We start from the raw sequence: 26801 nt of genomic DNA, 5'->3' as shown, positions 1-26801 counted from the left end.
TTCTCATTTTCAAAATAGGAATAGTTTCATGCCGAACGAATCGACGGACGGCGCCTTTCCCTTCGGGAGACAGTGAAATGGAACCCATTGCACGGGCCGATATCGCCGCCTTCAAGGGCGGCGGAGCCGGAATGGCCAATGCCATGATCGAGGAAAGCGGCCTGCGCATCAACCACGAGCGCAGGCGCGGCCGTGGCGCGGGCGTCAACCCTTCCGGGCGCTACGAGCCGGTGAGCCGCCACGTCTTCGACGATGGCTGGAGCACGCTTGAGGAGCTGCCGCCTTTCAAGACCGAGGTCCAGGTCGAGAAGCCGCGCACCATCATCACCCGCAACGAGTCGCCCGACATTTCCTTCGACCGCTCGATCAACCCCTATCGCGGCTGCGAGCACGGCTGCGTCTACTGCTTCGCCAGGCCGACCCACAGCTATATGGGCTTGTCGGCTGGGCTCGATTTCGAGTCCAAGTTGTTTGCCAAGCCCGATGCGGCAAAACTGCTCGACCGCGAGCTGTCGAAGGACGGCTACCAGCCGCGCACCATCGCCATCGGCACCAACACCGATCCCTACCAGCCGATCGAAAAGCACTGGCGCATCATGCGCGAAGTCCTCGAAGTGCTGGAGGCGCGCAACCACCCGGTCGGCATCGTCACCAAGTCGGCGATGGTTGTCAGGGACATCGATATCCTCGGCCGCATGGCCGAGAAGGGCCTGGCCAAGGTCGCGCTTTCGGTCACCACGCTCGACCGCATGCTGGCCCGCACCATGGAGCCACGTGCCGCGACCCCGACCAAGCGGCTTGAGGCGATAAGGCAATTGTCCGATGCCGGAATTCCCGTCTCGGTGATGGTCGCCCCGATCATCCCCGGCCTCACCGACCAGGAGATCGAACGCATCCTCGACTCGGCAAAGGCTGCTGGGGCGACCGGAGCCGGCTACGTCATCCTGCGCCTGCCTCTCGAAGTCAGCCCGATCTTCAAGGACTGGCTGCTGCGTCATTATCCCGACAGCTATCGCCATGTGCTGTCGCTGATCCGCTCGATGCGCGACGGCAAGGATTACGATTCGGAGTGGGGCAAGCGCATGAAGGGCAAGGGTCCCTATGCCTGGCAGATAGGCCGCCGCTTCGAGATCGCCGCCCAGCGCCTGGGTCTCAACGCCGTGCGCACACCGCTCAGGACCGACCTGTTTGAAGCCGCGCCCAAGGACCAGCTGCAGCTGACGCTGCTTTGACCTGATACGGCGGATCGCATTGCCGGTCCGCCTCCACCACCCCGTCCGGCCCCTCCCCGTGGCCAGTTGACGGTGTAGCTTTCCCGACCGCCGCCCCAATCGGTCGGGAAAGACTTGCGGAGAATCGGAGCCGATGCGAGCATCGCCGCAATATGGCTCGACCGCGTTCCGATTCTCCGCCCCTCTTCGAATTCATCGAAAAGCCCGACTTCGCCTTCGAAAAGAAGGCGATGGCAGCTGGCCTGTGGCCATGCGCGGGGCTCGACGAAGCAGGGCGTGGGCCGCTTGCCGGCCCGGTCGTGGCGGCTGCCGTCGTGCTGGATCCCGACAATATTCCGACTGGGCTTGATGATTCGAAGCGCCTTTCGGCGGCGCAGCGTGAAGCCTTGTTCGACGAGGTACTCAGCAAGGCGCTCGGCGTCGCTGTCGCTTCCGTCTCGGCCGACAGCATCGACCGCAGCGATATCCGCAAGGCCAGTCTCGAAGCCATGCGACGGGCGCTGGCAGGCCTGCCCATGATTGCCAAATCAGCACTCGCCGACGGCCGCGACGTGCCGCCTGGTCTTGCCTGCACCTGTCGCGCACTGGTCAAGGGCGACCAGCGTTCGCAATCCATTGCCGCAGCTTCCATCGTCGCCAAGGTGACACGCGACCGGATGATGTCTGTCTGCGGCTCAAACGACAATCGCTACGGCTTCGAAGTCCACATGGGTTATGCTACCGCGCGCCATCGCGCCGCGATCGTCGAGCACGGCGCATCTCTTCGCCTGCACCGCATTTCCTTCGCACCGTTCAGGGACTGATCGCCCCCATCTTCGAGGCGCGAAGCACGCACTCGCGTTGGGCTGTCTCGTCGAATTCACCGTCAGGCAACAAAAAAGCCGCCGGACATTCCAGCGGCTTTTTTCATATTCGTTTGGCCTGCTCGACTTAGTTGAGCTTGGCCTTCAATTCCTGAACCGAACCCTTGAACAGCTCGGTGCTGGTCTTGGCGTCCACTTTGCCGCCGAGGATCTGGCGGGCCGCTTCGACCGCGAGGTCGACTGCGCTGGCGCGGACTTCGTTGACCGCCTCGCGCTCCGCCTGGCCGATCTTCTGCTCGGCAAGCGCAGTCCGGCGAGCAACGTACTCTTCGGTCTTCTTGTGTGCTTCTTCAGCGAGAAGGCTGGCTTCGCGCTTGGCCGACTCGACGATGTCGGCGGCTTCCTTCTCGGCTTCCTTGCGCTTGCGCTGATACTCGGCGAGCAGCTGCTGGGCTTCTTCACGCAGCTTGCGTGCGTCTTCGAGCTCGGCGCGGATGCGGTCGGCACGCTCATCGAGCGATTTCGACAGCATGCCCGGCACCTTCAGGTACAGGACAAGTGCGATGAAAATGACGAGAGCGACTGTGGCCCAGAATGTTGCGTCCATGGCCTTGCTCCTACTTGCCCGCTGCCTTGACGGCAGCTGCGATGTCGGCCTTGTCGACCTTGCCGGCACCCAGAGCCTGGACGATCGCCGCAGCGGTGTCTTCAGCGATGGAGCCCACTTCCTTCATGGCGTTAGCCTTGATGGTAGCAATGCGAGCCTCAGCCGTGGTGAGCTTCTGGTCAAGCCCGGCTTCAACTTCCTTGCGCTTGGCTTCGGCTTCCGCCTTGGCCGCGTCGCGTGCTTCCTGGCCGATGGCGTTTGCCCTGGCTTTCGCCGCGGCAAGCTCCTGCTCGTATGCGGCAACCGCCGCATCCGCCTCGGACTTCATCCGGGCGGCCTGGTCGAGATCCCCTGCGATGCGATCGCGACGCACCTCAAGGATACCGCCGACACGCGGCAGCACGGCGTTTTTCAAGAAGAGATAAAACAGGCCGAAAGTGATCGCGAGCCACAAGAGCTGCGAAGGATAGGACGACGAATCAAAGGGCGGGAAAACGCCTTTTGCGCCGTGCTCAGCGCCCGTGCTCGTGTGAGCCCCGGTACCGGCATCGGTCTGAGTTGCTCCAGCCGCAGGAGCGACTTCCTCGGCATAACCCGGTGTGACAAACATCTCTTTCCCCTGTCCATCCTACCGGCCGCAACGCGCGGCCGGTTCAATCGCTTAGCCGGTTCTCAGGTGAAGAGGAGCAGCAGGGCGATGAGGAGCGAGAAAATGCCGAGAGCTTCGGTCACGGCGAAGCCGAAAATCAGGCGGCCGAACTGGCCATCAGCTGCCGACGGGTTGCGCAGTGCGCCCGACAGGTAGTTACCGAAAATGCTACCGAGGCCGATGGCTGCGCCACCCATGCCGAGGCAGGCGATGCCTGCGCCGATTGCCTTTGCTGCGTCTACTTCCATTGTCCAACTCCTTGTGGATCGAAACTTAGTTGCGATTTCCCCACCGGCGGCAAGCCGCCGACGAATTCTTGCTCAATGGCCCGGATGCAGGGCGTCGTTGAGGTACATGCAGGTCAGCACCGCAAACACATAGGCTTGCAGGAACGCGACCAGGACTTCCAGACCGGTGATGGCGACCGTCATCAGCAGCGGCAGCAGCGAGCCGGCAACGCCGACCGCGCCAAGCGCGCTAAGGGAGGTCACAAAACCGGCGAAAACCTTAAGTGTGATGTGGCCAGCCAGCATGTTGGCGAAAAGACGAACCGACAAGCTAACCGGGCGCGACAGGAACGAGATCACCTCGATCAGCACCACCAGCGGCACCAGGATCCCAGGCACGCCTTGCGGCACGAACAGTTTGAAGAAGCCGAAGCCGTGCTTCATGAGGCCGTAGACAACGACCGTGCCGACGACCAGCAGAGCCAGCGCGAAGGTGACGATGAGATGGCTGGTGACGGTGAAGAAGTAAGGGAACAGGCCGAGCAGGTTGGCGACGAGCACGAACATGAACAGCGAAAACACGAACGGAAAGAACCGCATGCCTTGCGAGCCGGCGGCATCGCGCAGCATCGAGGCAACAAATTCGTAGGACATTTCCGAAACCGACTGCATGCGGCTCGGCACCAGGCCGCGGCTCGACGTCGTCAGGAACAGAAAGGCGCCGGCGCAGACCACCGTAGCGACCATGAAGGCAGCCGAATTGGTGAAGGAGAAATCGAGGCCGCCGATCTCGATCGGAATCAATTTCGAGATCTGAAACTGATGAATAGGATCGTTGGCCACGCTGGCCCCCCTTCGCCTAAATTGTGCCTTGCGGCACTACTATTTCTTTTCCGGCTCGTCCGGCCGCTTATCGGCCGACCTGATGCCGGCTTCCGTAACCATTCCCGCTGAACGCAGGACATTGAGAACACCGGCACCGAAACCAAGCAGCAGAAACACGATCAAGCCCCAAGGCGACGTGCCCGCCAGCCGATCGATGATCCAACCCAGACCGACACCCACCGCGATCCCGGCGATGAACTCGCTGGACAGCTTGAGTGCCTGGCCGTAGCCGGTCACACCATTCGACCCTGTACCGTTCTTCCCCTCGGGGCTTGCCGGGCGTCTTGTCGCAAGTGTTGCTTCAAGCTTGAGCCGGCGGCGCTCGAGTTCATCGTCGCGGCGGTCGTTTTCGTCTCGATTTTCAGGCCGGTCGTTTCCAGTATCGCCCGGCCTTGATGGCTTGGCCATTGCAAACTCCCGCCCGGTCCGAGCGTATCCGTTCGTCCGCTTCAAAGTCGCCGGCAACATAGTTAGAGGGTGGGTGCCCGTCAAGCCACGCGGACACCCTTCTAACTAAGTATTTTAGCTAGTAAATTCAGTGAGTTGGTGAAGTGCGACATCCTGCCCACGCCTCCGGCCGGCGATCACCTGCCGAATCCGCGCGCAATCGGGGACTCGCTTGCCCCAGGGAGCCGGGTCTCGGGCGCGATCAGCTCCAGCCGCCACCATAGGTGCGATAGAAGATGTGGAGGCCGATCTTGGTCATCTTCTTCATGCCGCGCGCCCAGCCCGGGTTGACGTAGTTGGCGTAATAATGGGTCGACGAGCCCACTTCCGGGATGAAGATCTTGCCGGCGGTCACCGCCATGGCGACATCCTGAGCGGTCTTGTAGTGCGAGGGGCTGGTGACGCGGTCCTTGATGCCGTCGCAAGCGAATGAGAACTGGCAGCGGTTGAACCAGCCGTCGTTCTGGTAGACGACGCCGCAGATGCTGTCGGGATAGGCCGGGTTGCGCACGCGGTTCAAGATGACCTGGGCAACAGCCGCCTGACCACGCAGCGATTCGCCACGCGCTTCGAAATAGATGCCAGTGGCGAGGCATGTCTGCTCGGCCTTCGAAAACACGCTGGCCGGCAACGGGTTTTCCAGCCACCAGTGATCGCCCTTGCCCATGGGCGGGATGAAGCGGCCATTGGCTTGATCCTCGGCCCCCAACAGGGCCTCGAACGGCGAGGCCTTGGCGTAGTCGGGCTCCGCCGGCGCATAGGCGGTGGCGAGCACGTCGGCGTTGTCGTTGGTGACCAGGGACGCCAGCATCGCCGGCACGCCAGGCGAAACGCGCGCCTTCGTTTCCTTGACATGGAAAGCGGCGGCGATCTGGACTTCCTTGCCCTTGATGTCGGGCTTGGCAAAAGTCAGCTTGAGGCCGCTGTCGAGACCCGGGCTCAGAAGCGAGCTGGTACGCTCGAACACTGAACCGGCGGTAAAATTCTTCGGCGGATTGACCCGCGAGACGTGGATGATGCGGCCCTTCTTGTCGACGCGCACGACACGCTCTTCGTCAGGCACATCCGAGGCGCCGAACTTTTTGCCGCGGAACGAGACGGTGCCGACGCCGGCGATCTTGACCCCCGAGCCGGAGATCGGGCCGGTGATGATACCGTCGACGAAAGGCATTTCAGCGGCATGGACCGAGCCTGCTGCCGACTTTTCGACATAAGAACTCCAGCGCGTGCTCTGTCCCTCGAGGCCTGAGACGAGGCTGGTCATGTCCTGATAGGCAGCGACGGTGGGAAATCCGAGCCAGATTCCGAGCCCGACGACGGCGGGCGCCAGGAACGAACGTCTACCCTCGCGGGCAGCAGCAAACCGCCGTTTCACAACTCGTCGATGCACGGGAACTCTCCAGGACGCAACACACCCTACTGGAGAGAAAAATGATGCATTAACCTTGATGGAGCGTTAACGGGCGCAATGTTGCGGCAATGTGGCAAGGGCCTGCGTCAAACAGGCCCTTTCCTTCGTCTCAGCGTTTTTTCTTGGCGCGTCCGGCAAAAGGATTGTCGGAGGTGCGCAGCGCCATGCGGATCGGCACGCCGGGCATGTCGAAGGCCTCGCGCAGATTGTTGACGAGATAGCGCACGTAAGACTGCGGCATCGCATCGGGGCGCGAGCAGGACAAAACGAAGCCCGGGGGCCGCGTCTTTGCCTGGGTGATGTATTTGATCTTGAGGCGGCGGCCAGCGACGGCGGGCGGCGGATGATGGGCGAGGATGCCTTCGAGCCAGCGGTTGAGCTTGCCGGTCGACACGCGGCTGTTCCAGACCCGGTGGGTCTTCATCACCGCGTCCATCAGCTTGTCCAGCCCGCGACCGGTCTCCGCCGACATCGGCACGGCCTGCAGACCACGCGCCTGCGGCAGTAGCCGCTCGGTCTTCTCGCGCAGTTCGGCGAGCGCTTCCTGCGGGTTGTCGATCAGGTCCCACTTGTTGAAGGCGATGACCGGCGCCCTGCCCTCGCGGATGATCAGGTCGGCGATCTGCAAATCCTGCTTTTCAAACGGGATCGTCGCGTCGAGCACGATGATGACGATCTCGGCAAAACGGATGGCGCGCAGGCCGTCCTGCACCGACAGCTTCTCGAGCTTTTCCTGGACCCTGGCCTTGCGGCGCATGCCAGCGGTGTCGAACATCTTGATGTTGCGGCCGCGCCACTCCCAGTCGACCGAAATCGAATCGCGGGTGATGCCGGCTTCGGGCCCGGTCAAAAGGCGCTCTTCGCCGAGCAGCGTATTGATCAGCGTCGACTTGCCGGCATTCGGTCGACCAACAACCGCGATCCTGAGCGGCTTGGTCTCGTCATAGGCTAGGACATCCTCCGCGTCGGGATCGACAATATCCTCGCCAATCAGCACGTCGCTTTCGGCGATGTCGTCAGCGTCGTCCTCGTCATCGGCAAAGACACGTTCCCTGCCGAGCGCCTCGACAACGGCGTCGCGCAGGTCTGGCATGCCTTGGCCGTGTTCGGCCGAGATCTGCACCGGCTCGCCGATACCGAGTTCCCATGCCTCAAGCGCACCGCCTTCGGCACCGCGCGCCTCGGCCTTGTTGGCGACGAGCACCACCGGCTTGCCGGAGCGGCGAACGATCTCGACAAAGGTGCGGTCGTCAGGGGTCAAGCCGGCCTTGGCGTCGACCATGAAGAAGATGAGATCGGCTTCCTGGATGGCGATCTCGGTCTGCGCGCGCATGCGGCCCTGGAGGGTCGCTGCAGCGGCATCCTCGAAACCGGCAGTATCGATGACGTCGAAGACGAGATCGTAGAGCTTGGCCGGATGGACGCGCCGGTCGCGCGTCACGCCCGGCGTGTCGTCGACAAGGGCGATCTTCTTTCCAACCAGGCGGTTGAAAAGCGTGGATTTGCCAACGTTCGGTCGGCCGATTATGGCGATCTTGAAGGCCATCAGACCCGCATCACGACGCGTTGCCTGAACCGCGGATCAGTTCGGCCAGGAGGTTGGAGCGCTGACGCACGTTGCGCGGAGCGCCGTCGTCGGAGGAAATCTGCTCGAAGAGCTTCTGCGCATCCGTGAGCTTGCCGTCCTTCCAGGCGGCAAGGCCAAGTGCTTCGCGAGCCGAATGGCGCAGCGGGTTGGTGTCGTTGGTCAACGACTCGACGCGGCCCGACACATCGGCATAAGAACCGTGGTCGACCAGAAGCAGAGCTGCGCGCAAACGCGCGATGTCGCGGAGGACGCTCGGGATCGAGGTGTCGGCGGCCACTTCATCGAAGCCGGCAATCGCGGCCTTGAAGTCGCCCTTGTCAGCCTGGACGGTTGCCGCACGCATGCGAGCCAACAGCGGATAGGCGCCGTAGCCGTCCTTTTCCAGTGCGTCGAAAGCGGCGAGCGCCTCGTCGGCCTTGCCGGAATTGGCGAGCGTGAGCGCCTGCGAGAACTGATCGCCGGACTGGTTGGCGCTTTTTTCGTGCCAATATTCCCAGGCGACGAACATGCCTGTGCCGATGACGACCAGCACGGCGACGACGATTGCTGCGGGGCCATAACGATCCCACAGGGCCTTCGCCCGTTCATGGCGAATTTCCTCGTTCACCTCACGAAAGAAACTGTCGTCCGACATACTATCCAACCACCTTCGCCCCTCGGGGCCCGTTCTGAGCCTGCGTTTTAACGGAATTTTGCCGGCATGGAAGGGGGCGGGGTGGAAATTCGGTGGGTGGGTTCCCCTCACCCCGTTTACGGGGAGAGAGTGGCCCGGAGGGCCGGGTGAGGGGCTCAGTCGCCTCGGCTTTCACCGCCAGCCGCCGCAAGGCCCGGGCTTGGGGGCTCATCACCCAGCAGGAGAACCGACCTCCTGCCAGCCCGGCACCGGCGCTTCCCCCCGATACCCGGTGCGCACCGGGGTCCCGTGGAAGATCGCGAGGATGATGATACGGGAGGTTTTCAGGGCGTGGAAAAACAGGCCCGGCTATCCACGGTGGTTGCTGACAGATGGTGACAGCCGGATGCGCTTTGCGAGGCAAACCACGCAGGTTGAGATCCTTCGCACCCCCCTCTGCCCTGCCGGGCATCTCCCCCACAAGGAGGGAGATTAGTCTCGTCGCCGACGGCGCCCATCCTGCATGTTCGCAAGGAATATGCGTTGCAACGCTGGTGGTTGGCTGGGGCGCCGATGAAGGCGTGATCTCCCTCCTTGTGGGGGAGATGCCCGGCAGGCCAGAGGGGGGTGCGAAGGATCACGACGTTGAAATGAAATGAGCCAAGGCACTAAAAAGATCCCAAACCGTGGAGAACCATTCCACGCCGAATCTGCCCGCCCCAAACGCCGGCTGCCGCATGTCGCATTCCATGGCGAACGCAGACGTGCCACATTTGGCGGCTAACGCCCGACGTCATCAAATCCCCTGAAATTGCGCAGCAGTCCCTGAAAATGTCCAAAGCGTCCCTGAGTGCCCTTTTGTCCGCGTCGCTGGCAGCTTTTCCGGCCATGGCAGGACCTGCCCCCAAGGTCGAGGACGTCAAGAAGCCGCAGGTGGTGCTGATCTCCTTCGACGGCGCGCACGACCTTGCGCAATGGCAGCGCAGCCGCGAGCTTGCAGCGCGCACCGGGGCTCGCTTCACCTATTTCCTGTCTTGCGTCTTCCTGCTGTCGCGCGAAACGCGCGGCGAATATCTCGCGCCCGGAAAATCGGCTGGCAAATCGAATGTCGGCTTTGCCATGGACAAGCAGGAGGTGGTCGACCGGCTTGGCCAGATCAATCTCGCCGCGGCCGAGGGCCACGACATCGCCAGCCACGCCTGCGGCCATTTCGACGGCGGCAAATGGAGCAAGGCGGAGTGGACCAAGGAGTTCGACGCGTTTTCGACGGTCATGCGCGACGCCTACAAGATCAACGGCATTTCGCCCGAGCCAGCCGAATGGGCCCAGATTGCGGCCTCGGTGAAGGGATTTCGCGCGCCCTATCTCTCCGACAGCAAGGGGTTGACGGCAGCGCTGCGCGACAAGGGCTTTGCCTATAATGCGAGTGGGGTGTCGCGCGGGCCGGAAGAACCGAAGCTCGACGGCAACATGATGCAGTTCGCCCTGCCGCTGATTCCCGAGGGACCGTCGGAACGGCAGATCATTGCGATGGACTACAATCTGTTCGTTCGCCATTCGGGCGGCAAAGACAAGCCAGAAGAGGCTGCCAAATACGAGACCCGCGCCTATGACGCGTTCGACGCGGCTTTCGAAAAGCAATATGCGGGCGGGCGAATTCCGCTGCAGATCGGCTTTCACTTCACGCTGATGAATGACGGCGCCTATTGGCGGGCGCTGGAGCGTTTCGCCGGCGCGGTCTGCATCAAGGCCGATGTCGAATGCATCAGCTATGCCGACTATGTGGCGCGGCAGAACGAGGCTGCGCCGGTGCAGGCCGGCGGGTGAAGGCGCTTTTGCTGGCGCGGGTTTGCAGTTGATGCACAAATCCTGCCTGCTAGGCACTGTACGGACCCTGCACCGCCTCTGATGTCCTTTGCGTCGCGGCATGGATTCCCGACACTCTCCGCTCGTTTCACTCGCTCACGAGGTCGGGAATGACGGATTGAGGGGAACGCTTCCGCCAGTCTCCGGCGTTGGCGATTGGCGGAAACGGTCAACAAAGCTCGTCATTCCCGACCTCGTGAGCGACCGCAGGGAGCGGAGAGTGTCGGGAATCCATGCCGCAACGTTGAGGAAGCCAGAAACAGTGAAGGTCGGCTATCTCGACGGCTATGGGAGAGGGGCGGAAGTTCCCGTGACCGGCCGCCAGTCCCCTCTCCACTGCGTGGGCTCATCTGACAAGAATCACGCCACGGGCTGATCTTCCGGCTGCAGGCCAGCCTTTTCACGTTCGAGATAACGCTTGTCGATATCGGGCAGCGGCTCGCCCGAAAGTGTCGCCTCAAAGGCGCGCAGGCGCTTATGCACCGACTGCAATTCGACGATGGTCGACCAGGAATTGAGCAGAAACTGCAGCGATCCCGTAACACGTCCGAAGGCATTCGAAATCTGGTTCATCGGGCCAAGCGTGATCTTGTGTGCGACGATCGACGGCCCGAGGATGATGAAGGAGAATATGTTGTCGGCTTGCAGGTAGGTGTAGCGGACGACGTTGAAGTAGATGTAGTGGGCATAGAGCCGGAAGTAGTTGCGGCGCACATTGTCAAAAAGCTCGCTTGTGGTCGCGGGCTGGGCGCGGTCAGCATGGTCCTCGCCATAAACCAATTCCTTGCGGTAGGCTGCCTCGACGCGCTGATTGCGGAACTGCAGACCGGGCAGCTTGATGCCGGCGAGCATGACCGACATCGTTCCAAGCGCGCACCAACCGATTGCCGCGACGAGAAGCGGGTGCGGAACCGCGCCGATGATCGGTAACTCGGTGATGTGCTTCTCCAACTCGATCAAGACCGGCAGGAAGGCGATCAGCGTCATGATCGACGCGACAAAACTCGCCCCCAGATCCTCCATGATCTGAGCGAAACGCATCGTGTCCTCCTGGATACGCTGCGAGGCACCTTCGATGTGGCGAAGCTTGCTCCAGTTTTCCATGAAGTACATGTTCATCGCCGTTCGCCAGCGGAATATCCAATGCTGGACGATATATGCGTTGACGACTGAAACATTCATACCGATCAGCGCCAGCCAGGCGAAGCTGGCAGCCCCCTGATAAAACTCGGCATTGGTCGAGTTGGTCGTCCCGGCCATCAAGCCCTGAACGTAGTCGAAGAAGGGTCCGTACCAGTTGTTCACCGCCACACTAACCTGGACGTTAAAGTAGATGAGGAAAAGGATGACGGAGGTGACGAGGATCGACCAGGACTGCCAGGGATGGGGCGAATACCAGTTCCAGAAAGCGTAAAACAGCAGAACGCCGGCCAGGAAATAGAGGTAAAACCACAAGAAGGGCGCCGACCAGAAGACCGAGATGCCGATAATCGGTGGGACGCCTGCAGCTGCTGGCGGCAGGCCGAAGGTAGCGCCGAGCTGCGCCCCACCGAAGAACCAGAAGAGAACAAGCGCAAGGCTCCAGAGGGCGGCCGAGGAGAAAAACAGCTTCGGCTGCGGGAAGAAGGATACGAACACGGTTCCGGGTTCCTTTCGGAGACGGCGGCATTGCCAATTGGCCGCATGAAGTCACACTTCGCGACACAAGGGAATCCCCGGCGGCGGCCGGTTGTTGCAATGCGTGCCGGATCGTGGCGATTTTCCGCACCGTAATATTACAGTTTGGTCATTTACAAAATCCGGGGACGAGATGAACCAGTCAGCCTATGCCGCAGCCGGGCTTTACGCCGCGCTGAACACCTTCATTTTGTTGTGGCTGACGATGGCGACAGCACTGGTCAGGCGAAAGCACATGGTGCTGATCGGTGACGGCGGGATCGAGCATCTCAGCCGGACAATGCGCGGCCACGCCAACGCCATCGAAAACGTGCCTGTGATGCTGATCCTGCTTGGGCTTGCCGCGGCACTGGGGGCGCCTGCGGTGGCGATCCATGTGCTGGGCGCTGTGTTCACTTTCGGCCGCGCGGTCCATGCCTGGCATTTCACCCACGCGCGGGGGCAGCAATGGCAACGGGCGACGGGCTTTGGCCTCAGCATGTTGACGCTTGCGGCAGCGGCACTCGGCGTGCTCGGACACGCCATCATGCTGCTTTAGGTGCGACAAGCTCCGTCGCCGAGACCAGGCAGCGAGCGGCGAAAACCTGAGCTGAACGGCAGGTCGCCGAGCTCGCGGGCATCCATGCGCTCGATGTCGGGATGAGACAGCGGATCGCGCATCCAGCCAAGGCAGCGCTCGCGCTCGGACTCGAGGCTGGACGACGGGGCAAACAGCAGAGCATGCAAACTTGAGAAAATCTTCATTTGCCTTCTCCTAAGGCGTTGATCCTCTCATTCAAAAATCGCTACAATCCCACAGTCTTTTCAATCAAGAACTTGGCGGCTGGAGTTTAGAAAATCTTGAATTCCAACCTCAATCGCGTTCACCTCAACGGGCTCCGCGCGGTGGAGAGCGTGGCGCGCGGCGGCTCGCTGGTCAAGGCCGCCGAGGAGCTGGGCGTTTCGGTGAGCGCAGTGAGCCAGCAGATCACCCGCACCGAACGCCAGCTTGGTCGCGCGGTTTTTCGGCGCAGCGGCTCGGGGCTGGTGCTGACCAGCTTCGGGACGGAATTCACGCGCAGGCTAACGTCGGGATTCCAGGAGCTTGCGCGCGCGGTCGCCCTTGCCGATGAAGCGAGCTCGAAGATGCTGGTGGTGTCGGTGGCGCCCGCATTCGCCTCGCGCTTCCTTGTGCCGAGGCTTGCCCGCTTCAACCAGCGCTTTCCCGATTTGAAACTCAGGATCGACGCCTCGACCGGGCTTGTCGATCTCGACCATTCCGACGTCGACCTGGCGATCCGCATGGGCGATGGCAAATGGCCCAGCGTGCGGGCCCAGTTGTTGCTGGCGCAGGAGGTGTTTCCGGTCTGCGCGCCGGCACTTGCGGTGAAGCTGAAGCAGCCGGCCGACATCGCCCAGCTGCCCGTCATCGCCGACGAGAGCACGATGATCAGCTGGGAACGCTGGTTCGAGGCGGCGGGGCTGGCGCCCTCGCCGGTGCTGCCGGCGGGACCATCCTTCACCGACCCGATCCTCGGCATCGACGCGGCGATCGCCGGCCAGGGCGTGGCGCTGGCCTGGCAGCTGCTTTCGGCCGACGCGCTGGCCGACGGGCGGCTGGTGGCGCCCTTCGGCATCACGGTGGCGAGCGGGCTCGGCTATTATCTGGTGACGTCGGCTGCCGAGCGGCCGCCACGCAAGGTCAGGGATTTCTCAGATTGGCTGAGCGAAGAGATCGCAGCGACGATGGCGCGGTTTGGGTCCGCTCAGCCCGGGAAGGCGGCGTCGTAGATCTCGGGCTTGAAGCCGACGATGCGGCGCTCGCCGAGGTCGAGCACCGGGCGCTTGATCATCGAGGGCTGGGCGAGCATCAGGGCAATGGCCTTGTTTGCGTCGAGGCCGGCCTTGTCGGCATCGGGCAGCTTCTTGAAGGTGGTGCCGGCGCGGTTGAGCACGGTCTCCCAGCCGAATTCCCCGACCCATTTTTCAAGCCGCTCGCGGTCGATGCCTGAAGCCTTGTAGTCGTGGAAATCGTAAGGCACGCCATGGCCTTCGAGCCAGGCGCGCGCCTTCTTGATCGTGTCGCAGTTCTTGATCCCATACATGGTCGGAAGGTTCGGGGTGATGGGCAAGTTCGCCTCCGCGCAACAGGCCTGCGGTGAGCTCCGACTCGGCCAATTCAGATGCGTTTGCTTCCTATATGATGCCTGTTTTGGCAAGCAGCAGGGCCGAGACGTAAAGGCCGAAGCCAAAGACCGTATGCGCTGCCAAGCTGCGCAGCCGCGCGACGTTTGGCCGGGGTGTTTTCGACGCGGCGAAGCCCGCACCCATGCCAGGCTGCATGATGAAGAACGGGGCTGCGACGGTTGCCACGCCAACGATCAGTGCCGGTAGCAGTGTCGGTTGACGGGCCCAGTCGAGGCCCCAGATTGAGAGCAGAAAGCCCGCGAAGACGATGCCGATGGCATAGTGGGCGCTCCAGCCGATGACACCCTCGCCGCGAACGGGCGACGCCTGAGCGATGGCGTCATGCTTGAAGCGGCCGCGCGGAAAATGGCCGATCCAGCGCCCGACCATCGCGAAATCGAGCGAAGGGATGCCGAAGCAGCGCTTCAGGAACACGCCCCAGAGGTCGATCACGATTGTTGCGCCAACGCCGATCAAGACCGCGCTTCCAAGGATTTCCAGCACTTCACTACCCGCTTTCATGGGCGACGTGTCGAGGATCGCCTGCCGCCCCTGGCGGCTTCGCATCTCCGCGCGACGCATCATTCAATAACTTAATTGATTGATTGATGGAGGAATGCTAGCTTCGTGTCAATGACCTCAGCTGAAACCCAGATATTCGCCGACATTGCCGAACTCGCCCGAACGCTTGGCAACGGCCACCGGCTTTTGCTGCTCGAGCACATCGCCCAGGGCGAACGTTCGGTGGAGCGGCTGGCCGAGCTCTGCGGCCTGTCCATGGCCAATGCTTCACAGCATCTGCAACAGCTCAGGCGCGCCGGTTTCGTGCAGCCGAGGCGCGACGGCAAGCATGTGCTGTATCGGCTGGGAAATGGACCGATCCTGCCCTTGCTCGCAGCGCTCAGGCACCACACGGAACACAACCGCTCGGAAATCCATCAACTCGTCGCCGACAGAGTTGGCAGCCGCGAAAGGCTGGAAGCGATCTCGTCAACGGAGCTGCTGGCGCGGATGCAGGAAGGCAGCATCACATTGCTCGATGTTCGCTCGCATGAGGAGTTCGCGCTGGGGCATCTGCCGGGCGCGATCAACATCCCTGCCAAGGAACTCGAACGCCGGTTCGCCGAACTTCCGGCGGATCAGGAGATCGTGGCCTATTGCCGAGGCCCCTATTGCATCCTCTCCGTTGACGCCGTTGCGGCCTTGCGCGCGAAGGGTTGGCAAGCAAGCCGCCTGAAGAACGGATTCCCGGACTGGAAGGCTGCCGGACTGCACGTCGAGACGGCGGCCTAGGTCAGTCCCATCCCTATGTGGTGCAGCTGAAAACGCGGCTGGCCGCGTCTGCTATTCACATGCTGGCCTCTTCCGAAGCGACGGAGCGGCTCTTGCAACATGCGTCCAATCAAATTACATAGGAGACTAATTATATTCATCCTAAGTGATAGGAAATGCGATGAGCGCCGACATCCTGAAGAGCGCATTCTTCGATGAACTTCTGAAGGTCAACCGCAAGCTGCGGACGATGTTCGACGCCCGCGTGAAGAAGCGCGGGCTGACTTTGGCGCGCGCGCGCCTGTTGATGCAGATCGCCGAGCGCGAAGGCGACACCCAGGCGGAGCTCGCCGAGCTGATGCATATCGAGCAGCCATCGCTTGTCGGGCTTCTCGACGGGCTGGAAAAGAAGGGGCTGGTGGTGCGCTGCACCACCGACGACGACCGCCGCGCCAAGCGAATCTTCCTCACGCCCGCCGCCCGGCGCGAAACCGACGGCATGATCGCCTATGTCGAAGAACTGCGCAGCCAGGTGCTGGCGGGCGTCGACGATGCCGATATCGAGAGCGCAACGCGCGTGCTAAGCATTTTGAGCCGCAACATCGGCGAGGCCGCCGAGAACTGAGTGGCCAAGATGCAGCAGCCGCCAGACCCAGACGAGGACCGCCAAGAGACCGCGGCACCGCAGCCGGCCGACACCGCTACACCGGTGCCCGCAGCGGCTGCAGCACCCGCGCCGCCGCCCTTCGTGCCCAAGCCGCCGCTGATGGCAGCTGCCTATATCTGCGCCTCGGTCATGCTGAGCCTGGCGCAGGGGCTTGGCCTGAACCTCGTTTCCGCCAACATCCCGCAGATCCAGGGCTCGATCGGCGCCACCGTCAACGAGACGACCTGGCTGGTCGCGGCCTACATGGCGCCGAACGTGTCGCTGTCGCTCGCCCTGATCAAGATCAGGACGCAATACGGACTGCGCAATTTCGCCGAGCTCAGCATTCTGGGCTTCGTCGTTGCCTGCGTGCTCAACCTGTTCATCAGCGATCTTCAGTCGGCGCTGATCGTGCGCTTCATGAGCGGCATTGTCGCGGCCCCGATGTCGTCGCTCGCCTTCCTCTACATGCTGGAATCGTACCCGCCGGAAAAGAAGCTCAACATCGGGCTGCCGATGGCGCTGACTGCGATCACGCTGAGCGCACCGCTGGCGCGGCTGATCTCCCCTTCCCTGTTCGACCTTGGCGGCTTTCATGCCGTCACCATGTTCGAGCTCGGCATGGCGATGGTTGCGTTTGCCCTGGTCTATGCCTTGCCTCTGGCGCCGCAACCGCGCGCCAAGGTCATCGAGAAACTGGACGTGGTCAGCTATTTGCTGATCGCGGTCGGCTTCGGCGCGACGGCGATCGTTCTCGTGCTCGGGCGGCTTTACTGGTGGCTGGAAGCGCCATGGATCGGCATGCTTCTGGCACTGGCGGTGGTGTGCATCACCATTGCCGCCGTCATCGAACTCAACCGCAAGAACCCGCTGCTCGACATTCGCTGGCTGGCAAGCCCGCCGATCCTGCATTTCACCGGCGTCTTGCTGATGTTCCGGCTGGTGCTGTCTGAACAGGCGCTCGGGGCCTCCAGCCTGTTTCAGGCCCTGGGCATGACCAACGACCAGACGCGCTTGGTCTACGGCATCATCCTCGTCGCATCCATCGCCGGTGGCGTGACCTGTGCGATGCTGATGAAGCACGGCAAGGAAGAGCGCATCCATATCGCGGCGCTGATCATGATTGCCGTCGGCGCCTATCTGGACAGCCGCGCGACCAACCTGACACGGCCGGAACAGGTCTACTACAGCCAATTCCTGATCGCCTTTGCCGGCGCACTGATCCTGCCGCCAGCCATGAAGAGCGGGCTGATGTCGGCGCTGAAGAAGGGCCCGAATTACATATTGAGCTTCATCATCGTCTTTTTGGCGACGCAGAGCCTGGGCGGCCTGCTCGGTTCGGCTGTTTTCACCACCTTCGTTACGATCCGCGAGCAGTTCCACCACAATGTGCTGATCGAGCACATCGCGCTGACCGACCCCATTGTGGCGCAACGTGTCGCCCAGCTCGGCGGGACCTACTCCCGGGTCATCACCGACAAGATCCTGGTGAACGCAGAAGGACTGGTCCTGCTGTCGCAGCAAGCGACGCGCGAAGCCTATGTCCTCGCCTACAACGACGCCTTCATGCTGATCACGGCGATCGCTCTCGCACTGCTGTTCTTGCTCCTTGCCCACATCGCCATCGTCGCCGTCCGCAACCGGATGGCCGCTCCCACACCCCAAGCCACCACGTGAACCCCATGCTGACGAAAAGTCTCCACCTGCTCCGCTCCGCCAGCACGCTGCTGGCCATCGTGCTTGGCCTCGCCGGGCTGACGCTGATCCTCTGGGTCTGGGAATTGCCGCCGTTCAAGAGTTCTGTCGTGGTCACCGAAAACGCTTATGTACGCGGCCAGGCGACCATCCTCGCACCCCAGCTTTCTGGCTACATCGCTGAAGTTGCGGTGCAGGATTTCCAGGACGTCAAGGCAGGCCAACTGCTGGTCCAGATCGACGACCGCATCTTCGTGCAAAAGCTCGAACAGGCACGCGCGACGCTGGCAGCCCAGCAGGCGGCATTGGCCAATTCGAAACAGCAGCGACAATCGGCCGAGGCTCGCGTCAAGTCAGCCGAGGCGCAGGTGGGGTCGGCCAAGGTTGCCTATGACAATGCCCAGTCCAGCTGGGGCCGGATCGAGCCGCTGCTTGAGCGCGGCGTGTCGACGCTGAGCGAAGCCGACAAGGTGCGCACGGCACTCGAACAAGCGCGTGCCGCCAACAGTCAGGCCGAAGCCGCAGCCGAGGTGTCGCGCCAGGACCTGCAGTCGACGATCGTCGGGCGCCAGTCGCTCGAGGCTGCCGTCGCGGGCGCCGAGGCTTCCGTGCATCTGGCCGAGATCGACCTCAAGAACACACGCATTGTGGCACCTGAAGACGGGCGGCTCGGCGAGGTTGGCGCACGGCTTGGCCAATATGTGGCGCCGGGAACGCAGCTGATGGCGCTGGTGCCCAAGCGCACCTGGGTAATGGCCAATTTCAAGGAAACCCAGCTTGCCAACATGGAGGTCGGCCAACCGGTGACCTTCACCGTCGACGCGCTCGGCCATGCCACGCTGACTGGCCATGTCGAGCGATTTGCCCCGGCAACCGGCTCTGAATTCAGCGTGCTGCGGCCGGACAACGCCACAGGGAATTTCACCAAGGTGGCGCAGCGCCTGCCGGTGCGCATCAGCATCGACCCCGGTCAGGCGCTAGCCGAAAAGCTGTCGCCGGGCATGTCGGTGGTGGTCAGCCTCGACACGCGTTCACAGCCAACGGCCGAAGCGGCGGCGCGCTAAAATCGCGCCAACCAGGTGAAACGCACGCAAGCGGACCGAGAGCCAAAGCTACAGTTCAGCCTCATCTTGGAAACAGGCCATCGAGCAGGAAGCCCAGGCCTTTTCGGAAGGCGCCATCCCAATCGTCATCCAACAGCAGCCGGGAGCGTTCGATTGTCGGGTGGCTGAGACGTGCAAGGCGCTGCTGTGCGGCGGCCTTGTCGTCGTCCGAGAGGCCGAAGCTCGCCCGGGTGATGGTGGCGCCCATCACAAAGTTCCACAGCGACCATATCGCGGCGTTCATATCCGCGTCCGCCACACCGGCCCTGGACAAGATCTTGCTCAGCAGTTCCAGGCGATCGAGGATGTTTGGACCAAGCGCCCGGCGCGGCAACAGCGATGCCGACCAGGGATGGCGCAGCATGGCGGCGCGCCAGTCTTCGAGCATATGAACGACTTCTCCGCGCCAATCTTGAGACTGAGCCATTTGCGGCGATGCGCGGTATTCGAGCACCCGGTCGAGCGCCAGATCAAAGACATCCTCTTTGTTGTCGACGTGCCAATATAGGCTCATCACGCCCGAGCCGAGGCGATCGGCCAGCCGACGCATCGTCAATCCGTCGAGACCTTGAGCGTCCAGCAGCTCTACCGCTGTGGCGACGATGCGTTCCCGGGAGAGAGGTGGTTCACTGCCCCGCTCCTGCTCGGGTTGGCGCCCTTCACTTGCCCGTTGAGACCGTTTGCTTCGGGCGCCGCTCGGTTTGGCTGCCATTCGTCTTCCTCGCTGGTCGGAACCACGTTTTTGGCAGGCAACGTCAGGAATGTCGATGTCGAATGGTTGACTCGTACACTGTACCATACAATGTATCGCACATTGTACGAGTCATCGCATGGGCAATGGGGCGAAGTTCGATCATGCCGGCTTCGAGGCTACGTTGCTCACAGCCCGCAAAGCCCGAGAGAAATCATGTCACACGCAATCAAGCATCTGCTTATCGGAGGACTCATCATCATGACCATGGCAGTTCCCACTGCGGCGACAGCGAACGAGAACGATCGCAAGCTGACCATCGTCAATCCACGAAATCTCTACGACCCGTCGCCAAACGGCTACAGCACGGCGGTGATCGTGCCCCGCCAAGGCCAGATGGCCTACATCTCCGGACAGGGCGGCCAAGACAGCACGGGAGGCTTGTCGCCCGACTTCGCTGTCCAGGTTAAGCAGGCCTACGCAAACTTGCGCACCGCGCTTGATGCGCTCGGGACAAGGCCGGATCAGGTCGCCAAGCTCACGGTGTTCGTGGTCGATCACGACATGTCCAAGCTTGGGGTGCTGACCCAGAACGTCAAGGAAATGTTCGGCGAAGCGCTGCCGGCACAGACGCTGATCCCGGTGCCCAGATTGGCGGTCGACGGCATGCTGTTCGAAGTGGAGGCCGTGGCTGTACTTGACTAGCGGGTTCTCGGCGCGGTCGCTCGAAAGGCTTCACCTGTGCCTCCGCCGCGATCAAGCTGGGCAGCAGAGGCGGGGTCGCGCAGGCGCGCGACCCCGTAGCGTTTGAGGTCTCAGCGCACCGGCGGGGCGTACATCAGGCCGCCGGCGTTCCACAAGGCGTTGATGCCACGGTCGATCTTGAGCTCGCTCGACTGGCCAAGGTTGCGTTCAAAGATTTCGCCGTAATTGCCGACTGTCGAAACGACATTGTAGGCCCAGCGCGGATCGAGCCCGAGCTGCTGGCCGCTGTCGCCTTCAGCACCCAGGAAGCGCTTGATCGCCGGATTGGCCGAGGTCAGGCCGGCTTCGGCGTTGTCCTTCTTGATGCCGAGTTCTTCGGCCTCGACGAGCGCGAACAGCGTCCAGCGCACAATGTTGAACCACTTGTCGTCGCCCTGGCGCACGGCAGGTCCCAGCGGCTCCTTGGAAATGATCTCGGGCAGCACGGTGTAGGCGGCAGGATCAGTGAGCTTCAGGCGCTGGGCATAGAGGGCCGACGCGTCGGTGGTGTAGACGTCGCAGCGGCCGCCGTCGAAAGCCTTGATGATGCCGTCGGCGGAATCGATCACGACGGGCTCGTATTTCAGCTTGTTGGCGCTGAAATAGTCGGCGACGTTCTGCTCGGTGGTGGTGCCCTGCTCGGCACAGACGGTGGCGCCGGAAAGCTTGAGCGCGCTGTCGACGCCGAGGTCCTTGCGGATCATGAAGCCCTGGCCGTCATAATAGGCGGTGCCGACGAAATGGATGCCGAGGCTGGCGTCGCGCGACAGCGTCCAGGTGGTCTGGCGCGACAACAGGTCGACGCTGCCCGACTGAAGTGCTGTGAAACGCTCCTTGGTGGAGAGCGGGATGTAGCTCACCTTTTCCGGATCGCCGAGCACGGCTGCCGCCACCGCGCGGCAGAAATCGATATCGAAGCCGCTCCATTTGCCAGTGTCGTCGGGGGCCGAAAAACCGGTGACGCCCTGGCTGACGCCGCAAGTGACCTTGCCGCGCTCCTTGACGATGTCGAGTGTGTCGGCCGATGCCGGTGCGGCCATTACGGCCGAGCCGAGCAGAAGTGCTGAGATGCACGTATGTTTCATGTCTTCCTCCCTTGGTGTTTCGAGGCAAAGCCTGGGCTTGCCGCCGGCGCGCAAGCGCCGGAAGTTGGTGAAATCCTCTGTCGTGAATTCCCTCCGCGCGAGCCCGCGCGGGTCTGCTATGCCCCTTCGGCCAGCACTGCTGCGAAGGTTTCTTCCAACACGCCGACAAGATGATCGGCATTGGCCCGGCTGAAGATCATCGGCGGGCGCATCTTGAGCACGTTGTCATGCGGCCCCTCGGTGCCGATCAACACACCGCGCGCCCTGGCCCCGTCATTGACCTTGCGGGCGAATTCGGTGGCGGGCTGTTTGGTCTTGCGATCGGTGACAAGCTCGATGCCAAGGAACAGGCCCTGGCCCCTGACATCGCCGATCACCTCGTAGCGCGCCTGCATCTCCCTGAAGCGCGAAACGAGGTAGGCGCCGATCTCGGCGGCATTGGCAAGCAGGCCATCGCGCTCGATGACGTCGAGCACGGCAAGGCCAGCAGCGCAGGACACCGGATTGCCGCCGAAGGTGTTGAAATACTCCATGCCGTTGTTGAAGGAGGCGGCAACTTCCTTGGTGGTCACAAGGGCTGCCATCGGGTGGCCGTTGCCGATCGGCTTGCCCATGGTGACGATGTCGGGGGTGACGCCTTGGGTCTCGAACGCCCACCAATGCGAACCGACGCGGCCAAAGCCGACCTGGACCTCGTCGGCGACGCAGATGCCGCCGGCGGCGCGAACCATGGCGTAGACTTCTTTCAGGTAGCCCTCGGGCAGGAAGACCTGGCCGGCGACGCTGGGGATGGATTCGGCAAGGAACAGGCCGGGGGCGCGGCCCTGCCTGGCCATCTCGGCGATCTGCTCGGCGACGCTTTGGGCGAAGCGTTTGGCGTGTTCCTCGACCGGCCAGTCCTCGGGTGCGCGATAGCTGTCGGGGATCGTCGCCTCGAAGACATGGGCGGGCCGGCCCTTGCCGCCCTTGCGCTTGTATTTGTAGGGGCTGAGGTCGATCAGTTCCTGAGTGGTGCCGTGATAACCCCAGTCGAGCACGATGGCTTCGCTGCGGCCGGTATGTGTGCGTGCCATGCGCAGCATCAGCGAATTGGCTTCGCTGCCCGAGCAAGCGAAGGATGCCACCGACAGCCCCTCGGGCAATGTCGCGGTCAGCCGCTCGGCATAGGTGACGATGGCGTCGTGCAGGTAGCGCGTGTTGGTGTTGAGCTTGGCTGCCTGGCGGGCGATGGCCTCGACGACGTCCGGATGGGCATGGCCGAGATGGCAGACATTGTTGAAGCAGTCGAGATAGGCGCGACCGCGGTCGTCGATCAGCCAGGCGCCCTCGCCGCGCACGAACTTGATCGGCTCGGAATAGGAGATCGACAGGTTGGGCAAAAGCGAAGCCTTGCGCGCGGCGACGATTTCCGGACGCGTCCGGCCGGTCTGAACGAAGGTTTCCGGCGGGATGCCGGCAAGCTCGGCGGCATCGGGAAAAAGTTCGCGCCAGACATCAAGGTAACGCGCTTCGCCGACGCCGAGGATGTCGCGGGCAGCGAGATCGGGATCAGCCGAGATCTGGAAATGCAGATGTGGCGCCCAGCCGCCGTTTTCTGCCGGCACACCCATTTCGCCGACGAGTTCGCCTGCTTGGAGGTGCTGGCCAGGCGTCAGCCGCTTGGCAGCTTCATGGCCGAGATGACCCCACAGGGTAACGAAGGGCGGGCAACCCTCGGGCTCGTGGCGCAGGGCGACAAGGCAGCCATAGCCGAGCGGGTCTTCTTCGATCTCAACGCTTTTCACGGTGGCGCTGAGCGGGTTGAAAACCTTGGTGCCGGCGGGCATGAACAGGTCGAGGCCGAGGTGATGGACCCGGCGCGCGCCTTCGACGAAACGCGACCAGAAGATGTCTGAAGTGTAGACCGTGCGCGCCTCGCCCCACGGGCCAATGCCGAGCGCCACGCCATTTTCGGCGCAAAAGGCATCCCACCAGGCGGTGGCTTTCTCGGGCTGCTGTCCAGCCGAGGTGACGGTCATCGGATGGGCCGGATCGCCATAGGGCACCAGTGCTTTGACCAGCGTCGCCGGATGGCGCTCGAGGATCGGTGCCAGGCTCTTGCGGTTGGCACTGATCCAACCGGCGATGGCCCCAGCACCAGGCGCTGCGTCGAAACCGCAGGCGTGGCGCAGGATGGCGGTGGCGAACCTGCGATTCATCGCACCGAGACGGCGCAGCAACCGCCAGGCCGGCGCTTCCGAGATGGCGAGGTAGGGATTGTCGCCGGTCTTTTCCTTGCGGGCGGCCGACAAGGTGACTGATATGACCAACCGCATGGCAATGAGGTCGAAGAGCAGGTCGAGCTCGTCTTCACGCAGCGGATACTCAGCGTGGAAGCCGGCGGCGAGCGTGGCTGCGGCACCGATCGGGTCTTCGACGTCGAGGATCGAATAGGCGCAAGCAACCGCAACCTCGGCGATCAAAGGCGAATAGAGCGCGTCGCCGAAATCGATGATGCCGGCGATGCGGTCGCGGCCTTCCTCGTCGACCAGCACGTTCCAGTCATTGGCGTCGTTGTGGATGACCTGCGCGCGCAAGCCGGCGAGACGGGGAGCAACCTCCGCATCGAAATGATCGAGCAGGCGCCGCAGAAGTGCGCGGTCTTCGGCGTCAGGGATATGTGGCAGGCGCTGGCGCGCGGCACCGGCCTGGCGAATGTCCCAGTCAAACGAGCGCAACGCGCCTGGATGGATGAAGCCCTGCAGCGCGCGGTCGAGCCGGCCAAGCGAAGCACCCAGGTTTGCGAGGAGTTGGGGAGTACGCTCGACCTCGGCCAACGGCAGGCCGGGCAGCCAGGACACCAGCCGCAGCGCGTGGCGCTCGCCACCAACACCTGTGGCCTCAGCAAGCGGCGTGCCGTTTTGCGAGATCTTGAGACGCGGTGCTGCGACATGCGGGTTGGTGCGCGCCAGATGATCGAGCAAGGCCGCCTGGAATTCGCTCTCGCTGGCGGGCTCGCTGGCATTGACGATCTTGAGGATCCACAGGGCGCCATCGTCGGCCGAAAGCTTGAAATTCTGGTCGCGCTCGCTGTCGAGGGCTGTGACGCGACCGCTGACGCCGAACTGGCTCGTAGCCAAATCGGCAGCCTCGCCAAAGGAGAATGCGGGCGCGGGGTGGGTCACGTCGGTCATGTTCTATCCGGATTTGCTGTGATTGAAGCTTGGCACGGGCCGAAAAATCGGGCATCCGGCAAAGCGTCGGTTGCACCGGCACTATGACTGCATGGACCGGCACTTTAACGGCACGGATCGGAACCAGGCGATGAAGGAACTCGACGCCAAGGACAGGGACATTTTGGGCATCCTGTCGAAGGAAGCGCGCATTCCGCTGAAGACCCTTGCCGGCCGCATCGGGCTCTCCCGAAGCGCCACCAGCGAACGCGTGGCGGCACTGGAAAAGAGCGGCGTCATCCGCGGCTACCGCGCCGATATCGGCCAGATGGATAGCAGCCTGGTATCGGCATTCCTGATGGTGACGTTGGTCAGCACGCCATCGATGGGGGTGCTCGACCAGCTGGCGCGCTACTCGGAGGTGCGGCGGGTGTCGTCTGTCACCGGCCAGCTCGACCTGATGGTCGAGGTCGAGGTGCCGTCGATCGACCGTCTGAACACGCTGCGCGACATCATAGCCACCCATCCAAGCGTGCGGGACCTGACGACGCTGATCGTGCTGCGCCGTGATATCGAGCGGCGAGAATGAATGGCGCCGGCTCGCGGCGCCACTGCTGTTTGATCATCGTTTCTGGCCAGTAAGGCGCACGACCTTGACCGCCACGGCGATGCACAGTGCTGGTGCGACCGCGAAAATCATGCCCAGCCAGATTGCGGCATTGGTGGCGCCAGGAACACCTCCCGGGTTTGCGATGCCGGCGAAATTGGCGACCATGCCGGCGCAGGCGGTACCGAACGCCATGAAGAAGAGCTGAACCGTCGTCAGGCCGCCGGCCGCCAGATCCTGCTCGGCGGCGGGCGCGTTCTGGAAGATACGAGTGACAAGGCTGGGCCAGGTCATTCCGATGCCAAAGCCGATCAGAAGCAGTCCAAGAGAGATCGGCAAAAGCAAGGTCCAGTCGCCTGCACCATGGACCGGCATGAACAGTGTAAACAGGATCAGGCCGATCAGGACCAGAACCGGGCCGCAGACGATGAGGCGGTCACCGGCGCGTTCCTGCCAGCGCGAGCTCGTGAACGACGCCACGCTCCAGCCGATAGACATCAAGGCAGCGAGATAGCCTGCCCAAAGCGGCCATTGGCCATGCAGTTGCTGTAGCAGATAGGGCACGAAGATTTCGGGCTGTATGGCCATCATCAGCAACGCGATGGTGAAATACAAAGCGCCGAGCGGTGTTGCGATGTTGAACGATTTGCGGGGAAGCAACCGCGCTTCCGCCCGCGATTCTACAACTGCGATGAGTACGATCATCAAAAGGCCAGCGCCGAGCCCGGCCATGTTCCACGTCAACTCAGAAGACAGGCTGCCGGCCGAAACGGCAAGGACAGCGCCGGTCAGCAGAGCGAGCTGCAGCAGCGGAACCGCCGAGCGTTCATTGTTGTCCCAGCTGCTCTTGGGCAGTGTCACATAGGCGAGGATCGCAAACGCCGCGGAAAAGGGAAGCAGCGAGAAGAACGCCGCGCGCCAAGCGCCATATTCGGCAAACACCCCGCCCACAGCCGGACCGACAAGCGTCGCTATGCCGAACATGGCGGAGACCAGCCCGATCGCACGTCCCCACAGCCGTTCGGGAAGCACCACCCGCGTCAGCGCATAAGCCAGCGCAAACAGGAAGCCACCGCCCAACCCCTGCACACTTCGCCCGACCAGCATGACAGGCATGTTGACCGCGAGCGCACAGATCAGCGTCCCAAAGGCAAAGATCAGCGTCGCTATGAGATAGGCGCCGCGAGGCCCGCTGCTGTTGAGCAACTTGGCCGTCAGGGCCGAGCCGAGAATAGACGCCACGACGAACAAAGTCGTTGCCCAGGCGTAGAAGTCGAGCCCGCCAATGTCGGCGATGACCGACGGCATGGCCGTCGTTGCAACATAGATATTCACGGCGTGGAGGGTGACGCCACCTGAAAGGGCAAGCGCATAAATGCCATTCTTTCCGGTTAACAATTCGTCCCAACCAGCCGGGCCGTCGCCGATCGCAGCAATCTCTGCGCCGCCGGCAATTGCTGCCGGCTCACTTTGATGATTCATGTCGGACCTTCCAAAATGCGAACAAATGCCGCTAGCCGACACACCTCATAAAACCTCAACCCAAGTTGAGGTCAAGCACTCGCAACATGCGACACGTTGGCCCCCCAAATGCAAAGTTCGCCGCCGGACGAGGCCGAAGCAGGAGCTCTACAC

At 62.7% G+C, this 26801-nt stretch carries 27 protein-coding genes; 11 read left to right on the top strand and 16 right to left on the bottom strand.

Annotation, left to right across the window (positions count from 1 at the left end; genetic code table 11):
- The first annotated feature begins 77 nt into the window (after positions 1 to 77).
- A complete protein-coding gene (locus tag AC1DLV_RS14395) occupies positions 78 to 1232 on the top strand; it encodes a PA0069 family radical SAM protein (protein WP_476800605.1) in 1155 nt (384 codons plus the stop codon).
- Positions 1233 to 1384: 152 nt separating this feature from the next.
- Complete coding sequence (locus AC1DLV_RS14390; RefSeq protein WP_476800604.1) at positions 1385 to 2035, top strand: ribonuclease HII; 651 nt, start codon at positions 1385 to 1387, stop codon at positions 2033 to 2035.
- A 127-nt stretch (positions 2036 to 2162) separates the two neighbouring features.
- Here the strand turns inward: AC1DLV_RS14390 and AC1DLV_RS14385 are convergent, their stop codons facing one another.
- From AC1DLV_RS14385 to AC1DLV_RS14350, 8 genes are all read right to left on the bottom strand, one after another.
- Positions 2163 to 2642 (bottom strand): F0F1 ATP synthase subunit B, encoded by a 480-nt coding sequence (locus tag AC1DLV_RS14385; RefSeq protein WP_476800603.1) that lies wholly within the window; start codon positions 2640 to 2642, stop codon positions 2163 to 2165.
- A gap of 10 nt (positions 2643 to 2652) precedes the next feature.
- Positions 2653 to 3252: a F0F1 ATP synthase subunit B gene (locus tag AC1DLV_RS14380; protein ID WP_476800602.1), complete on the bottom strand. Its 600-nt coding sequence runs from the start codon at positions 3250 to 3252 to the stop codon at positions 2653 to 2655.
- Between the two features lie 62 nt (positions 3253 to 3314).
- A complete protein-coding gene (locus AC1DLV_RS14375) occupies positions 3315 to 3539 on the bottom strand; it encodes a F0F1 ATP synthase subunit C (protein WP_476781895.1) in 225 nt (74 codons plus the stop codon).
- A gap of 72 nt (positions 3540 to 3611) precedes the next feature.
- Positions 3612 to 4361: a F0F1 ATP synthase subunit A gene (locus AC1DLV_RS14370; protein ID WP_476781896.1), complete on the bottom strand. Its 750-nt coding sequence runs from the start codon at positions 4359 to 4361 to the stop codon at positions 3612 to 3614.
- Positions 4362 to 4400: 39 nt separating this feature from the next.
- Positions 4401 to 4811, bottom strand: a complete 411-nt coding sequence (locus tag AC1DLV_RS14365) for an AtpZ/AtpI family protein (RefSeq protein ID WP_476800601.1) — start codon at positions 4809 to 4811, stop codon at positions 4401 to 4403.
- Between the two features lie 241 nt (positions 4812 to 5052).
- Positions 5053 to 6240 (bottom strand): cell wall hydrolase, encoded by a 1188-nt coding sequence (locus AC1DLV_RS14360; RefSeq protein ID WP_476800600.1) that lies wholly within the window; start codon positions 6238 to 6240, stop codon positions 5053 to 5055.
- A 130-nt stretch (positions 6241 to 6370) separates the two neighbouring features.
- A complete protein-coding gene (gene der, locus AC1DLV_RS14355) occupies positions 6371 to 7807 on the bottom strand; it encodes a ribosome biogenesis GTPase Der (protein ID WP_476800599.1) in 1437 nt (478 codons plus the stop codon).
- Positions 7808 to 7817: 10 nt separating this feature from the next.
- Positions 7818 to 8483: a tetratricopeptide repeat protein gene (locus AC1DLV_RS14350; RefSeq protein WP_476800598.1), complete on the bottom strand. Its 666-nt coding sequence runs from the start codon at positions 8481 to 8483 to the stop codon at positions 7818 to 7820.
- 867 nt (positions 8484 to 9350) lie between these two features.
- On the opposite strand from AC1DLV_RS14350, the gene AC1DLV_RS14345 reads away from it, so the two are divergent.
- Positions 9351 to 10289 (top strand): polysaccharide deacetylase family protein, encoded by a 939-nt coding sequence (locus AC1DLV_RS14345; protein ID WP_476836176.1) that lies wholly within the window; start codon positions 9351 to 9353, stop codon positions 10287 to 10289.
- Positions 10290 to 10688: 399 nt separating this feature from the next.
- Here the strand turns inward: AC1DLV_RS14345 and sbmA are convergent, their stop codons facing one another.
- On the bottom strand, positions 10689 to 11966 hold the full coding sequence (gene sbmA / locus AC1DLV_RS14340) for a peptide antibiotic transporter SbmA (RefSeq protein ID WP_476802141.1): 1278 nt from the start codon (positions 11964 to 11966) through the stop codon (positions 10689 to 10691).
- Between the two features lie 172 nt (positions 11967 to 12138).
- On the opposite strand from sbmA, the gene AC1DLV_RS14335 reads away from it, so the two are divergent.
- The gene (locus AC1DLV_RS14335) at positions 12139 to 12543 is read left to right on the top strand and encodes an MAPEG family protein (protein WP_476802140.1); all 405 of its coding nucleotides are present in this window, start codon (positions 12139 to 12141) and stop codon (positions 12541 to 12543) included.
- Here AC1DLV_RS14335 and AC1DLV_RS14330 read toward each other — a convergent pair.
- On the bottom strand, positions 12540 to 12749 hold the full coding sequence (locus AC1DLV_RS14330; RefSeq protein WP_476802139.1) for a hypothetical protein: 210 nt from the start codon (positions 12747 to 12749) through the stop codon (positions 12540 to 12542). The two genes, AC1DLV_RS14335 and AC1DLV_RS14330, sit on opposite strands and share 4 nt — an antisense overlap.
- 96 nt (positions 12750 to 12845) lie before the next feature.
- Here AC1DLV_RS14330 and AC1DLV_RS14325 point away from each other — a divergent pair, with 96 nt between their 5' ends.
- Positions 12846 to 13775, top strand: coding sequence for a LysR substrate-binding domain-containing protein (locus tag AC1DLV_RS14325; RefSeq protein WP_476802138.1), 930 nt, complete (start codon positions 12846 to 12848; stop codon positions 13773 to 13775).
- Here the strand turns inward: AC1DLV_RS14325 and AC1DLV_RS14320 are convergent.
- Both AC1DLV_RS14320 and AC1DLV_RS14315 read right to left on the bottom strand, forming a co-directional pair.
- Positions 13751 to 14089, bottom strand: coding sequence for an ArsC family reductase (locus AC1DLV_RS14320; protein ID WP_476802147.1), 339 nt, complete (start codon positions 14087 to 14089; stop codon positions 13751 to 13753). The genes AC1DLV_RS14325 and AC1DLV_RS14320 overlap by 25 nt on opposite strands.
- A 91-nt stretch (positions 14090 to 14180) precedes the next feature.
- Positions 14181 to 14756: a DUF2938 domain-containing protein gene (locus AC1DLV_RS14315; protein WP_476802137.1), complete on the bottom strand. Its 576-nt coding sequence runs from the start codon at positions 14754 to 14756 to the stop codon at positions 14181 to 14183.
- 48 nt (positions 14757 to 14804) lie between these two features.
- Here AC1DLV_RS14315 and AC1DLV_RS14310 point away from each other — a divergent pair, with 48 nt between their 5' ends.
- The 4 genes from AC1DLV_RS14310 (at position 14805) to AC1DLV_RS14295 (ending at position 18848) form a co-directional block, all read left to right on the top strand.
- Entirely contained in the window at positions 14805 to 15464 is a 660-nt protein-coding gene (locus AC1DLV_RS14310) for an ArsR/SmtB family transcription factor (protein WP_476802146.1), read from the top strand.
- 160 nt (positions 15465 to 15624) lie between these two features.
- Positions 15625 to 16068 carry a MarR family winged helix-turn-helix transcriptional regulator gene (locus tag AC1DLV_RS14305; protein WP_476802136.1) on the top strand — a complete coding sequence of 148 codons (444 nt, stop codon included), beginning with the start codon at positions 15625 to 15627 and terminating at the stop codon, positions 16066 to 16068.
- A gap of 141 nt (positions 16069 to 16209) precedes the next feature.
- Positions 16210 to 17766 carry an MFS transporter gene (locus AC1DLV_RS14300; protein ID WP_476802145.1) on the top strand — a complete coding sequence of 519 codons (1557 nt, stop codon included), beginning with the start codon at positions 16210 to 16212 and terminating at the stop codon, positions 17764 to 17766.
- 5 nt (positions 17767 to 17771) lie between these two features.
- The gene (locus AC1DLV_RS14295) at positions 17772 to 18848 is read left to right on the top strand and encodes an HlyD family secretion protein (RefSeq protein ID WP_476802135.1); all 1077 of its coding nucleotides are present in this window, start codon (positions 17772 to 17774) and stop codon (positions 18846 to 18848) included.
- Between the two features lie 61 nt (positions 18849 to 18909).
- Here the strand turns inward: AC1DLV_RS14295 and AC1DLV_RS14290 are convergent, their stop codons facing one another.
- The gene (locus tag AC1DLV_RS14290; protein ID WP_476802134.1) at positions 18910 to 19599 is read right to left on the bottom strand and encodes a TetR/AcrR family transcriptional regulator; all 690 of its coding nucleotides are present in this window, start codon (positions 19597 to 19599) and stop codon (positions 18910 to 18912) included.
- A 195-nt stretch (positions 19600 to 19794) separates the two neighbouring features.
- Here AC1DLV_RS14290 and AC1DLV_RS14285 point away from each other — a divergent pair, with 195 nt between their 5' ends.
- Positions 19795 to 20283 (top strand): RidA family protein, encoded by a 489-nt coding sequence (locus AC1DLV_RS14285; RefSeq protein ID WP_476802133.1) that lies wholly within the window; start codon positions 19795 to 19797, stop codon positions 20281 to 20283.
- Between the two features lie 110 nt (positions 20284 to 20393).
- On the opposite strand, the gene AC1DLV_RS14280 is transcribed toward AC1DLV_RS14285, so the two are convergent.
- Positions 20394 to 21407: an amino acid ABC transporter substrate-binding protein gene (locus AC1DLV_RS14280; protein ID WP_476802132.1), complete on the bottom strand. Its 1014-nt coding sequence runs from the start codon at positions 21405 to 21407 to the stop codon at positions 20394 to 20396.
- A 116-nt stretch (positions 21408 to 21523) separates the two neighbouring features.
- Positions 21524 to 24580, bottom strand: coding sequence for an aminotransferase class III-fold pyridoxal phosphate-dependent enzyme (locus AC1DLV_RS14275; RefSeq protein ID WP_476836175.1), 3057 nt, complete (start codon positions 24578 to 24580; stop codon positions 21524 to 21526).
- 130 nt (positions 24581 to 24710) lie between these two features.
- Between AC1DLV_RS14275 and AC1DLV_RS14270 the strand changes: the two genes are divergently transcribed.
- Positions 24711 to 25148 (top strand): Lrp/AsnC family transcriptional regulator, encoded by a 438-nt coding sequence (locus AC1DLV_RS14270; RefSeq protein ID WP_476802130.1) that lies wholly within the window; start codon positions 24711 to 24713, stop codon positions 25146 to 25148.
- Between the two features lie 33 nt (positions 25149 to 25181).
- Here AC1DLV_RS14270 and AC1DLV_RS14265 read toward each other — a convergent pair whose 3' ends face one another.
- Positions 25182 to 26648: an MFS transporter gene (locus AC1DLV_RS14265; RefSeq protein WP_476802129.1), complete on the bottom strand. Its 1467-nt coding sequence runs from the start codon at positions 26646 to 26648 to the stop codon at positions 25182 to 25184.
- Positions 26649 to 26801 lie beyond the last annotated feature (153 nt).

Source organism: Aminobacter sp. 01T433 (genome assembly GCF_056398585.1).
The sequence above is the reverse complement of the archived record's forward strand: the minus strand, read 5'-3'. Positions and strand labels throughout refer to the sequence as shown.